Below are 13,333 nucleotides of genomic sequence, written 5' to 3'. Positions count from 1 at the left end.
TTAGGAAGTAACAGTTTTTCTCTAAAAAAATGCAAAAGCCAGCCCCAGCAAAACGCCAACAATAATCCAGCCTGCTAACTGTAAGGCCAGCGGATGTTTGTAGGTGCCCATCAGGCGCGACCGGCGGCTAATGACAAGCAGGATGCTCAGCGCGACTGGCAGGACAAATCCATTGAGTGTTCCGACGAACACCAGTATCTGCACAGGCTTTCCCATCCATAAAAAAATAATTGCCGAAAGAAGGATGAATGCAATCGTGAGCAACCGGTGATGCCTGTCGAGCAGCGGATGAAATGAACGCACAAATGAAATGGAAGTGTAGGCCGCCCCGACCACCGAAGTGATTGCCGCTGCCCAGATCATCAGCCCGAACAACTTACGTCCCGCACTCCCTGCTACAAACTCAAACACAGATGCAGGCGGATTATCGGGGTTGAGTGTGGCGCCCGCATATACCACTCCCAATGTAGCCAGGAAGAGCAGGTAGCGGATCAGAGCAGTGAGCAATATACCCGTAGCCGCGCTGCGGTTTACCTTAGGTAATGCATTGATGCCCAGTAATCCTGAGTCGAGCAACCGGTGTGCCCCGGCAAAGGAAATGTATCCGCCCACAGTGCCGCCTACGAGCGTGAGGGTAGCCATGGCATCAAATTGCCTCGGTGCGATGGTGTGTAAAAGCGCCGGACCCAGCGGAGGCTGCGAGCTTGCAACAATGTACAGGATGAGCAGGATCATCAGCATGCCGAGTATTTTGGCAAATGTGTCCATGGCACTGCCGGCTTCTTTAAAAAGAAAGATCCCGATTGCGAGCACTGCGCTGATGATAGAACCTGTCTCGATGGGTATGCCTGTCATGGCTTCGATCCCTAATCCTGCGCCTGCAATGTTGCCGATATTGAATGCCAGCCCGCCGGCAACGATCAGAAAAGCAAGCAGCCAGCCGAGTCCGGGGAACAATGCATTGGCCAGCTCGGGAGCGCGCCTGCCCGATACGACGATAATCTGCCAGATGTTAAACTGCACGCAGAGATCAATGATCACCGAAAGCAGGATCACAAAGCCAAAGCTGGTAGTCAGCCTCTCGGTGAAAACAGTGGTCTGGGTAAGAAAACCGGGCCCGACGGCGGATGTCGCCATGAGGAAGGCTGCTCCCAGCAGTGCATTAGACTTACGTTTTTGAATCATTTTCTTGCCACGGATACACGAATTTACACGAATGCGCCGAAGCCGCCTCCGCCCGGGGTTTCGATGGTCAGCGTTTCACCTTCCTGTACCCTGATACTGCAGATGCCGGGTAGGCGGGTTTGTTCGCCGTGGGTACCGGTGAGCGTGTGTGCTCCCGTGAGGCCGGGGCTTCCGCCGTCCAGGCCATAGGGAGCATACTTCCGGTGCTGCCCGAGCAGCGTGACCTGCAAAGGAGCAAGGAACCGGATTTTTCTGATGATACCATCGCCGCCTTGCCACTTTCCACTGCCGCCCGAGCCTTGCCGTACACCAAATTCAAGCAGGCGGACAGGGTACTTGCGTTCGAGTTGCTCAGCATCCGTAATACGGGTATTGGTCATATGCTGGTGTACCGCCGAACGTCCGTGAAATCCCGGCCCCGCGCCGGTACCTCCGCCAATGGTTTCGTAATAGCCGAAACTTTCGTTGCCAAAAAGGAAATTATTCATGGTTCCCTGGCTGCACGCTGCCAGCTTAAGGGCTTTCAGCAGGGTGTCGACCAGGCGCTGGCTGACTTCGGTATTGCCGCCTACTACCGCCGGACATTGCAAAGGATCATCAGAAAAGTTCGGGTGCAGGAAGCTGTTGTCGGGTAAAATAATTTCAACATGGCGCATCAGTCCATCATTCAGCGGAATTTCCTTTCCTGTAAGCAGGCGCAGCACATACAGGATCGCACTGTGAATAATGGAAATATTGGCATTCAGATTATTGGGGTGAACGGGCGATGTGCCTGTAAAGTCAAACACCTGCTTCTCCGGGGATATGGTAATGCGTACCGCAGTGCAATGGTCATCGTCGAGCATCTCGGTAGCCGAAAACTCCTGCCCGGAAAATGATTGCAGGGCTTGTTCCAGTTGCTGGCTGGTCCTGTTTTTCAGCAGCTTCATGTACCTGCGCACCTCATCCAGGCCATGCACTTTAACGAGCCGCAGCAGCTGTTCGCTGCCCTTTCTCAATGCCGAAAGCGCCGCGGCAATATCGGCTTCATTGGCATTGAACGACCGGGTAGGATAGGGGCCATTTAAAAACAGCTGCCGGAGCGTATCCCATTGAAATTCACCTGAGCGGACAAGGTACTGCGGCAGGATCACCACGCCTTCTTCGGCCAGGCAGGTGGCATCCGGCGGCATGGAGCCGGGCGTTCTGCCGCCTACCTCGGCATGATGGGCACGGTTGATGAGGTAGCCTGCACATTGTCCATCATTTGTGAAAACACCCGAAATAAGCGTAATATCAGGTAAATGGGAGCCGCCATACCGGGGATGGTTGGTAATGACCACGTCGCCGGGCCCGATGCTGATCGCATCCCGGACAAGCCGGCCACAGATTCCCATACTTCCCAGATGCACCGGAATGTGCTGTGCATTGACGAGCAGCTCACCATCAGGATCCAGGAGCGCGCACGAGAAGTCGAGCCGCTCTTTTACATTGACTGAAAATGCAGTCCTCTGCAGCTGTACGCCCATCTCTTCGGCAATGGCTTTGAAGCGGTTGGTAAAAAGCTGCAGGGCGACGGTTTCGGTATAAACCCCGGCAGGTGCTGACTGGTCTGTATACCTGAATAAAACGGCATCGCGGTTTTCCTGGATAACCAATTTCCAGCCGGCTGGGATGTAAGCGGTAGATGTACTGTTGAGCAGCACTGCCGGACCTTCCAGCTCAGCCCCCGGTTGCAGCTCGTCCCAGTCGTACAGGCCCGTTTTCTGATCTGTATTTTGTTGAAAAGCCTGCTTTACCATGCGGAAACAGGTTGCAGGAGTACCTTTTTTCAGGAGTGTGAATGCAGGTTGCTGACTGGTTTTTGCCTGCATCTTCACCTTGATACTTTCCAGCTCAATGATCAGGTTTTCCGGAAAGTAGCCGAATTGTGCGGTGTACAGGTCACGGAAGCGGCTCAGGGTCTGATCGTTTTCAAAAGGAACTTCAATGGTATTTTCCTGTCCTGAAAAGCGTAGGTAAACGTGGCAAAAAGCAAGCTCAGTATCACTGATACCTTGCTCTCTCAGAAGGTCAGCACCATCCTGCATAAGGGTTTGCATGTGCAGGGTAACTTCGTGCCCGGCTTCATTCCAGCTTTTTAGTATTTGTTTTGATAAAATAAAACTGACGACCGCCTCGCCCATACCTACTGCACTGAACAAACCTGCATCGTATGGGATGATCACTGTTGCTATACCGAGGAGCTCGGCCAGCTGACAGCTGTGCAGCCCGCCTGCGCCGCCAAAGGTAATGAGGGCAAATTCGTGGGGTGCAATGCCTTTTTCAACTGAGATTTTACGGATGGCATCGGCCATCTTTTCATTGGCAATGCGTTCCAGCCCGGCAAGTGCTTCGGCTTCGGTGGGTAACCTGCCGGTGTGAGCAGCCACCGTGTCCAGCAGCTGCGACAAGGCATCCTGTGCAGCTGCGGGATGTACCGGTATCCCAAACCGGAATGCGTCCAGCTTGCCCAGGAGAAGGTTTACGTCGGTAATGGTGAGCGGACCGCCGGCACCGTAACAAGCCGGGCCGGGACTGGCACCTGCACTTTCGGGTCCGACCTGCAATGAAAAACCATCAAACCAGCACACCGACCCGCCGCCTGCTGCAACCGTTTCAATGGCCATGGTTGGATTGTGAAATTCGATACCATCGATCTCGGTGATGTATTTGAGTTCGGGCTGGCCATCTATTAATGCTGTGTCCGTGCTGGTACCACCCATATCAAAGGTGATCGCTTTGCGGAACCCGAGCCGGTTTGCTGCATTTGCTGCTGCCACCATTCCGCCTGCGGGCCCGCTGAGCAGGCTGTCTTTGGCGCGAAATCCAGCTGCTTCTGCCAGGCTGCCCGTACTTGCCATGACTTTGAGGCTGCCTTCCGGCAAAGCATTTTTGATATTTTGCAAATACGAATCAAGTACAGGTTCCAGGTAGGCATTCACGACCGTTGTTTGCGTGCGGCGGAGGTAATGTTCAAACGGGGACAATGCTGCCGAGGCGGATATATAATGCTGGCCGGCAGCTTTGAGGTGGGTTGTCACAGCCACTTCGTGCGCATTGTTGCGATGCGCATGCAGCAGCGACACGGCTACCGACTGGTATGTAGCATCAATAGGTAAGCTGGTTTTCTCCCATGCTGTGATCACATTTCCTCCGGCATCCAGCCGCTCGTCAATTTCAAGTACGCCGGAGTGCAGCAGCCTGGGTTCGGGAATATTAAGCTGAAAAAGCGAAGGTCTTTGCTGTGTTCCGATGTACAGCAGGTCCCTGAAACCTTTGGTAACTACCAGTAATGTTTTTGCACCTTTCCGCTCCAACAATGCATTGGTCGCACGCGTGGTGCCCAGCCGCATTTCGAGGGGCGGGAGAGGGTCTGGGAAGGGTGTAAGGGTAAGTAAACGTGCTGCAAGCACTGGGGCTTCTTCGCCGGTACTGATTTCAAAATCGGCTTCGCTGGTAAGTGGAAAGTCATTTTCAAGCGTGAAAATGCGTGACCGGAAGTCGGTACTGCTTATGGTGCTGTACACATCCTGCCCCACGAGCCGGAACCGGAAACCGGCCAGCAGCTCATCCGGGAAAGTCCAGCCAGCCTGAAAATGAAATTGCGACGGGCCCGCCTTTCCGGTGATTTTACCACGCAGGCAGGAGCTGCTGAGCACTTTTATCCGCTGCAAGGTACCCTTAGGAGATACTGCCAGACAATCCGTAAATGTTCCCCCGGTATCGGCAAAGATCTTCCAGTGCGGGGTTTCAGTGGTTTTCAAGATGGGGTTATAGTCAGGAATGATCAGGTCGACAAGTTAATTCGGAATATGAGTTTTAAAATGTAAATTGTTCAGGAAAAATTTTTATTAACAAGATAATGGATAAAGAGAGACACACTAAGTTGCAAGCAAGCATTAAGCCTTACCAGCTCAGTGAGAACATGCATGAAAGGCTGAGCCTCGCGGAAGATGACTTGGCAAATAACAGGACTATTCTTCACAGCGATGTAATGGAGGAATTATATCAGTGGATAAAGGAGAAGCAATAGAGCTTGCGAGAACATATGTCAGATTTGTGCGCCAGTCATACCCGGTGAGCAAAGCATTTCTCTTTGGGTCATTTGCAAAAGGTAACTTTCATGCCGACAGCGACATTGATGTTGCTATGGTGCTGGACTATTCAAATGATATCATTGAAACGCAGATCGACATGATGAAGCTACGCAGGAAGATAGATCTACGCATTGAGCCGCACCCATTTACGTTTGGCGATTTTCAGCTTTCCAATCTGGTAGCTTAAGAAATCATGAAAAATGGCATTGTGATATAAAACAAAAAACCTCAGCCATCGCTGAGGTTTTTTGTTTTACTATTTCAAATATTACAATCCTTCTTTATCCTTCACCACTTTCATCACCCCTTTCATCAGGCGCCAGTGGCCGGGGAAGGTGCACACAAACGGGTAGTCGCCTACCTGATCCGGCACCACGAATTTGAGGCGGAAAGTTTGTCCGGGATTGACAAGCGGGGTTGCGGCGAGTACCTGCGGAATGTTGGGAACGTAGTTCTTCTCGGCACCATCCTTGGCAGTAATCATCTTATCCGCTGCTGCGCCGATGATCTCCGTGGATTTGGGCCTTCCGATCACCACATTGTGCTGCATGGCATCCGGGTTTTCAAATACAAGCTCCACGGTTTTACCGGCCACAGCCTTGAACTCCGTCAGGCTGAACTTCATTTCTTCACGAATCGCCTTGATGTTCACGATCTGCACGTTCGGATCTACTGCAACGTCTTCCTTAATGCCATATGATTCCAGGAACGTGGTCAGCTTGTCGCCCAGGTCGTCGGATACACTGGTTTTCAGAGATGCAAACAAAGGCTTGTCTGCTTCTTTCAGCGTTTCCTTTCTCTTCGGGTTCCAGGCACCGAGCATGCCTTTGAGTACTGCGTTACGTGCCTGCTGGTCGAGTGTCTGCGATGTTTTTACCAATGCAACTACCTCATCGCCGGTTGCGAATGATGTAAATCCACGTACAGATCTTTCCAGTGCAAAGTCGGACAGGCGATCCAGGCGGCGTACTTCGAAGGTTTTGCTCAACGTATTATTTTTGATCTCATCCTTTTCGGGTACTACATTGTCCACGTCAATGGTGGCGGTAATGTTCACCTTGCCTGCTTCATCGGACGTAAATCCGAAAGAGCTCCGCCACGGACCGTTGTTACCCTCGGTGAGCATGATGGTTTCGCCCGGAGCAATGCCTTTGGACAATTGGCGGCTGATGTAGTTGGTGTTCAAAGACCGGCTTCTGATACCTACGTTTACCACAGGTACGAGCTCTTTGGGAACGGCTACGCTTCCCTGGTTCGTAATTTCAACTACTACCCTGGCATACTCACGTACATACGGAGTTACCGGCTCAATGCGGATATTCGTAATCGCAAGCTCTGCGGATCCCTGTACGGTCACCTGGTTTGCAGTCTGATGTTCGTGGTGCATGGATGCATGGTCTACCGGCTTCTCAGCCTGTGGCTTGCCGGCAGCTGCATTTCCGCCGGTATTGCTGACACGTTGTGCAAGGTACTTTTCACGCAAGACACCATTATGAGAGTTCAGGATCGCTGCGAAAGCATCGGGCATCCAGCGGTCATCGGCCTGTTTGTACGTATCCATCAAGGACAGAACTGCTTTTTCGGTTTCCGGAGTAAGCGGAATGTCAGCAAAAGCCAGCAAAGTGTTCAGAACAACCAGCGGCTCATTGTCGTGCAATGCATCCACTGCCAGCAGCGACTGAGCAGTAGCCGGCGTACGCGGCAGTACCTTTACGGCAGTTTTGCGTACTTCACCCGACGGATGTTTCAAAGCATCGGTCACAGCGCTGAGTACCTGCGGATCTGAAATCGCATTCAGGCCTTCGAGGGTCCATAGAGCATGGATTGCAGCCGTATTCAGTCCCAGCTCGTCAATGGATTTATCTTTTACAAGTTCAACCAGCTTAGCGACCACATCCTTATTGCCCCTTTCTACCAGCAACCGCTGTGCATGCTGGCGCCAAAGCATGTTGTTGTTTTTCAAAGTTGCTACCAGCTCGTCCGGACGATCCTTGCTGAGCTTGATCGGCGTGTACTTAGGTGCATTTTTCCAGCCAATGCGGTACAGACGTCCGTGTGTAAAATCACGCAGGTCGGTTTCGTAGGCATTACCCTGACCATTTTGCGAACCTACGGGTGTAGGGTTATGCTGGATGATAAAGCTGTACCAGTCGGCTACCCAAACAGCACCATCCGGACCAACTTCTGCAAACACGGGAGATACCCATTCATCAGCACCTGCAAGCAGGTTGAAGCCCAGAACGTCTTCATAGTCGGTGCCCTTTTTGGCCATAATATTCTGGTGCAGCAAGTGGCCGGTAGGCTCGGATACAAATGCAACCTTGTTCCAGTAATTTTTCGGAAATGCACGTGCGGTATAAAAGTTATGACCTGCTGCTGCTGTAAATCCGCCAAAAACGTCTACCTGACGCACTTTCGGAGTAATGGGCTGCATGTCCTTATGGGTATCGGTACTGCGGCTGCCATTGTCTACCCGGCTTTTGCCGAAGTAGCGGTTCGGAATGGCGCTGTACCAGCCGTGCGAGTTGTTGGCCGTAGATCCAAAAAGGTCACCGGCCTCGTTGAAGCCCAGTCCCCAGGTGTTATTGGAAGTTTTTGCAACCAGTTCCATATCCGTACCATCCGGTTTGAAGCGGAACAATGCCTGACCAAAATCCAGTGAATCTGCATTGCCGAACTTGCCTTTGAAGCCGGAGTATCCCACGGATCCGTAAACCCAGTTGTCAAAACCATAATGCAGGTTGGAAGGACCTGCATGCGTATCTCCGGTACCAAAACCCGAAAACAGGATTTTCTTCACATCGGCTTTGTCATCACCATTGGTATCCTGCAAAAACAGCATGTGCGGCGCCTGCGAAACGATCAACCCTCCATTGGCAAATACAAGCCCGGTCGGGATGCTCAATCCGTCTGCAAAGCGGGTAAACTTGTCGGCCTTGCCATCATTGTTGGTGTCCTCACAGATCAGGATGTAGTCGCTTCCGCCGGTATCCTTGCGTTCATTGGGATAATCCTTGGTAATCAGCACGAAAAGTCTTCCTTTTTCATCCCATGTCATTGCAATCGGGTGCATGACGTCGGGTTCGTGCGCAAAAACATCCAGCGTAAAATCAACAGGGATCTGGATATGTTTAACAGATTCTTCGGGCGAAAGCGGCAGCTGCTGCATCTGCGGGCCGGGGCGCTGCTCATAGTTGGGCAGCTTGACTGCACGGTACTCAAACGGTTTAGGGTTCAATGCAGCCAGCGACTTGCGTGCATCATCATTGACTGCCCAGAGAATACCTTTTTCGAGCAGATCCTGAAATCCGGCCACTGACCAGGTACGTTCATCGTGCCCGTAGGCAGTATAGAAAATGCGTCCTTTGCCGTGCGTCCTGACCCAGGTGTAAGGCTCGGTTTTTTGTCCGGGCTTGTCTTTTTCCTGATCCGGCTGAATGGTACGCTCGGTGAGAACAATGTTATCGGGCTGCAATAGGGTATGCAGGTAAGTTTCGTCCACCGTTTTGAACGGCTTCACACCCGCGATGGCAGGATGATCGGGCTTGGTCCATACAGGCTGGATGCTATCAAAAGTATGGCGCCAGAACTGGCCGCCGATTAGCTTCACCACCTCAGGATTGTTGCGGAAGCAGTACGACGCGCAGTGTACCGGGATAAAACCTTTTCCGCTGGCCACGTAGTCGAGCAATGCTTTGGCTTGCTGCGGTGCGATGGAGTCCCAGTTGGCGTAAAGCATGAGGGCATCATACTTGTTCAGCGTTTCGGCATTCAGGTCGTTCAGGTTGTCCGTATAGGTAAAATTAAAACCTTTGGGACCCAATGCGGCCATGATCTGCGGAACACGCTCGGCAGGCTTGTGGTGCCCGTTGTCACCCAGAAAGAGGATTTCAAGGCGGCGCGCCTTACCGGCCTCGCTCTTGGCCGAGGAGCTCTTCACCGCTGCATTCCGGGAAGAAGGCTGTGAAGCACATCCCAGAATTACAAGGCCAAGGAAAAAGGATAGGATTTTGGTTTTCATTTGGTGTTTGGTATTAAAATATAAGGTCTGAGTAACTACTGCTCAACGAAATCAAATAAAAATGCCGGCTTGAAATCTACCTGAAAGTCGCTCAGCATTTTTATATATTCTTCCTTGAATGTTTTGGTGCAATGGTGTTCTTCTTGTCGGTCAATGTATTTGATTACGGCATCAATTTGCGAACGGCTGTAAGAAAAAGCACCGTAGCCTTTTTGCCAGGCAAATGTGGACAGGCCAAAGTTTTCTTTGATAAACCTGTTTGAAGAAGTCTTGATTTCCTCAACAAAGTCAGGCAAAGAGGTTGATGGGTTATATCCGATAAAAATATGAATATGGTCCGCCATACCATTAATCGCCAGAGGCTTCGACTTTTTGTGATTAATAATTCCGCCAATGTATTCGTACAAACGTTTTTTCCAATTTTTGCGAATCAGGCTTTCTCGGCCTTTGACGGAAAATACAAGATGCACGTATAGCTGTGTATAGGTATTTGCCATTTTTAGTGTGTTTAAATATTATAGTATGGTCGCAATAGCTTCCTTAACTAAACAGGTGCAGAACACCAAAAGAGTTGTAGCACTAAAAGCACATTATATCAACAAAGCAAGTGCGTAGCACCGCAAGAATATGATTATAAACTCGCATTTCTGAGCTGGTCAATCTTACGGTGCTACGCACCTTTAAATAACAAAATCACTCCTTTTGCTACAACTCGGGCGGTGCGCTGCACCTTTTGAATATGAACTTTCGCATGCTACTGCTACTACAACTCTTGCGGTGCGCTGCACCTTTATTATCACTACACGCTCTTAAAATCCGGGAGCTGTATCAATGCACCGCCCTGCAAAGCCGACTCGTGCGCAAGAATCCCTACGCTGGTCCAGTTAGCCGACTGCCATGCATTCGGGAACGGATCGCGGTTTTCGATCAGGGCGCTGATAAACTCGTGGGCCAGATGCGGGTGCGAGCCGCCGTGGCCGCCGCCCTGTACAAACGATAAATGCGCATTGTCGTCCAGGTTGTACACGCCGTGTCCTGTAAAGTGACGGATTTCCTCGGGAAGGTAATGTGCATAATCCGGCGTCGTCACCTTTTCAGGGATCTCGTGCTCAGGCTTTTTAGCGGTGTGGATCACCGGATCTTCGCCTTCAATAAGAGGCCATTCAAAGGATTTCTTGCTCCCGTACACCTCAAAGCTTTCGCGGTACTGGCGCGCCACATCAAATAAGGAGCGGTACACATAGGCTGACAAATCGCTGTCCTTAAACTTAATATGTGCAGACTCTACTGCAAAGGGTGAATTGTGGATCTTGGCCAGGTCTTCGGAAATAGTACCCGAGCCGAAGCACGATACATACTCTGCTTCTAGTTTGAGCAAACCGGCTACCGGGCCCACACAGTGCGTAGCGTAATGCATCGGGGGCAGTCCAGGCCAATAGTCAGGCCAGCCTTCCATGTCCTGTTGATGGCTGGCTTTCAGGAACTGAACCTTGCCGAGCTCTCCTTTTTCGTATAATTCTTTCACAAAAAGAAACTCGCGGGCATATACCACGGTTTCCATCATCATGTATTTTTTGCCGGTTTCCTTGGTCGCCTTCACGATCTCCATGCAATCTTCCACGCTCGTTGCCATGGGTACGGTACAGGCCACGTGCTTGCCCGCCCGCAATGCTTTCAACGTTTGCTCGGCATGGTTGGGGATAGGGGAGTTGATGTGCACGGCATCCACATTGGGATCGGCCAGCAGGTCGTCGTAGTTGCTGTAACGTACTTTGATGCCATACTGGTCACCAACTTCATTCAATTTTGATTCGGTACGCTGGCATATGGCGTACATATTGGCATTGGGATGTTGCTGGTAAATGGGGATAAACTCGGCTCCGAAGCCAAGTCCGACGATCGCAACATTAATTTTTTGGGACATAAAGGTTTATTTAAAATTCGGTAATAAGAGGTCTGTTACTTTGGTGCTGGTACAGGCATGAAATCAGCAATACAATTTTAAAGTAAAATAGTGCTAAAAATTGCATAAGTTTTGATCAGAACTGACTTTATTTTGACCACTATTTTTGTGTTCTTCTATTTTTAAAGCAAAATAATGATAAAAAAGAAAGGATTTGGCAGAAATCCTGTGTGCCTGATTTTTACCTAACTTGCCCCATTCAAATTTTCAAAAACTCACATTTCCTTTTCTATGGTTCCCAGGAGAACATTCATGAAAACAGGGGCACTGGCGGTTGCAGGAGCGGCAATCTCGCAATGGTCTTTTGCCCGGAATGCCGATACTTTCCCAGTGGTGCGCATCGCTGCCGACAAGCGCAAGTTTACCAGCAAGGCCGTGGAAGCCACCATTACCCGCATGAAAAAGGTGATCAAGGATCCCGAGCTGGCGTGGCTGTTCGAAAACTGTTTTCCCAATACTATTGATACGACGGTCCACTACAATCCTGTAAACGGAAAACCGGACACTTTTGTGATTACCGGCGATATTGATGCCATGTGGCTGCGCGACAGTACCGCGCAGGTTTGGCCCTACCTGCCGCTTTTGAAAGAAGACGAGCACCTGAAAGATATGGTCGCAGGACTGATCAACCGTCAGACCAAATGCATCCTGATTGATCCCTATGCGAATGCATTTTACGACCGCCCCAAGGAAAGCGAGTGGACCAAGGATCAGACCGATATGAAGCCGATGCTGCACGAACGCAAGTGGGAGCTGGATTCGCTTTGCTATACGATCCGCCTGGCTTACAATTACTGGAAAACGACCGGCGACACCAAGCCTTTCGATGCAGAATGGACGCAGGCCATGGGGTTGATCCTGAAAACGTGCAAAGAACAGCAGCGCAAGGAAAATCGTGGTCCGTACCATTTCAGCCGGGTGACGGCCTGGTCTACGGATACGGTACCGGGCAATGGGTACGGAAATCCGATCAAGCCTAATGGTCTGATAGCAAGTACATTCCGGCCTTCCGACGATGCGGCGGTTTATCCGTTTTTTATTCCTTCCAACTTTTTTGCGGTGGTGTCTTTCCGGGAGGTCAGTGAAATGCTGCAGAAAACGGGCAAGGATGCCAAGCTGGCCTCGGACTTTAAGGCGCTGGCCGATGAGGTGGAAGGTGCATTGAAAAAGTATGCGGTATACCCGCATCCGAAGTTCGGGGACATTTATGCATTTGAGGTGGATGGGTTTGGAAATTACCTGCTGATGGACGATGCGGGTATTCCCGGTCTGATCAGCCTGCCTTACCTGGGAGCCGTGAATGTGAAAGATCCGGTTTATATTAATACAAGAAAGTATGTTTTGAGTGACTCCAATCCGTATTTTTTCAAAGGAAAAGCGGGAGAAGGACTGGGCAGTCCGCACACGCTGGTTGATCAGATCTGGCCGATGGGCATTATTGCACGCGCGATCACATCAACGGACGACAAGGAAATCGAGGCGCAGCTCAAACAGCTCAAAACCACGCACAACCATACCGGCTTCATGCACGAATCTTTCGACAAAGACAGCGACGCAAAATTTACCCGAAGCTGGTTTGCCTGGGTGAATACGTTGTTTGGGGAGTTGATTTTGAAATTAGAAAAGGAACGCCCGCATTTGCTGGCGAAGGTTTACTAGCATGTAAAAATCCCCGAGAGGGGATTTTTACATTACCATAATGCAAATAGAGGAACACTCTTCCTGCTATGTACAAGTTCTGTCAAGCTTGGCAATCAATGTTGCTACCCGTAATTGATTAACAATATGCTCGCGCATTTCGGGCGTGACCTGTGTTAGGTTGTCCGTAAATAGAAATGCTTCTACCATCATGTGCAGCGACTCGATGATCTCGGCGCTGCTATCTGTCCTAAAAAACTCTTTAATAATCTGTTGTTGTGCAATCATTACATCTTCATTACAATCAAAGGTAGATTTCATACGAGTATGAGCATTCGTTTTCAGATCTTGCAGTGTGTTCATCGTTAACTTTTATTTGAGTTAGGATATCGTAGCCTCTATGAAGTT

Annotated in this window: 8 protein-coding genes; 2 read left to right on the top strand and 6 right to left on the bottom strand. The window is 50.5% G+C overall.

Going from position 1 to position 13,333, the window contains the following annotated elements; genetic code table 11:
• Positions 1-21: 21 nt before the first annotated feature.
• Entirely contained in the window at positions 22-1,185 is a 1,164-nt protein-coding gene (locus HWI92_RS16300; protein ID WP_204657233.1) for an NRAMP family divalent metal transporter, read from the bottom strand.
• A gap of 23 nt (positions 1,186-1,208) precedes the next feature.
• Complete coding sequence (locus tag HWI92_RS16295) at positions 1,209-4,970, bottom strand: hydantoinase B/oxoprolinase family protein (protein WP_204657231.1); 3,762 nt, start codon at positions 4,968-4,970, stop codon at positions 1,209-1,211.
• Between the two features lie 247 nt (positions 4,971-5,217).
• Here HWI92_RS16295 and HWI92_RS16290 point away from each other — a divergent pair, with 247 nt between their 5' ends.
• Positions 5,218-5,490 carry a nucleotidyltransferase domain-containing protein gene (locus HWI92_RS16290; RefSeq protein ID WP_204657229.1) on the top strand — a complete coding sequence of 91 codons (273 nt, stop codon included), beginning with the start codon at positions 5,218-5,220 and terminating at the stop codon, positions 5,488-5,490.
• 81 nt (positions 5,491-5,571) lie between these two features.
• Here HWI92_RS16290 and HWI92_RS16285 read toward each other — a convergent pair whose 3' ends face one another.
• From HWI92_RS16285 to HWI92_RS16275, 3 genes are all read right to left on the bottom strand, one after another.
• Entirely contained in the window at positions 5,572-9,324 is a 3,753-nt protein-coding gene (locus tag HWI92_RS16285; RefSeq protein ID WP_204657227.1) for a PVC-type heme-binding CxxCH protein, read from the bottom strand.
• 35 nt (positions 9,325-9,359) lie between these two features.
• Entirely contained in the window at positions 9,360-9,821 is a 462-nt protein-coding gene (gene tnpA, locus HWI92_RS16280; RefSeq protein ID WP_204657225.1) for an IS200/IS605 family transposase, read from the bottom strand.
• A gap of 302 nt (positions 9,822-10,123) precedes the next feature.
• Complete coding sequence (locus HWI92_RS16275; protein ID WP_204657222.1) at positions 10,124-11,248, bottom strand: Gfo/Idh/MocA family protein; 1,125 nt, start codon at positions 11,246-11,248, stop codon at positions 10,124-10,126.
• 270 nt (positions 11,249-11,518) lie between these two features.
• Between HWI92_RS16275 and HWI92_RS16270 the strand changes: the two genes are divergently transcribed.
• Entirely contained in the window at positions 11,519-12,946 is a 1,428-nt protein-coding gene (locus HWI92_RS16270; RefSeq protein ID WP_204657220.1) for a glycoside hydrolase family 125 protein, read from the top strand.
• Between the two features lie 66 nt (positions 12,947-13,012).
• Here the strand turns inward: HWI92_RS16270 and HWI92_RS16265 are convergent, their stop codons facing one another.
• A complete protein-coding gene (locus HWI92_RS16265) occupies positions 13,013-13,288 on the bottom strand; it encodes a hypothetical protein (RefSeq protein WP_204657218.1) in 276 nt (91 codons plus the stop codon).
• Positions 13,289-13,333 lie beyond the last annotated feature (45 nt).

Source organism: Dyadobacter sandarakinus (assembly GCF_016894445.1).
Lineage (GTDB): Bacteria > Bacteroidota > Bacteroidia > Cytophagales > Spirosomataceae > Dyadobacter > Dyadobacter sandarakinus.
The sequence above is the reverse complement of the archived record's forward strand: the minus strand, read 5'-3'. Positions and strand labels throughout refer to the sequence as shown.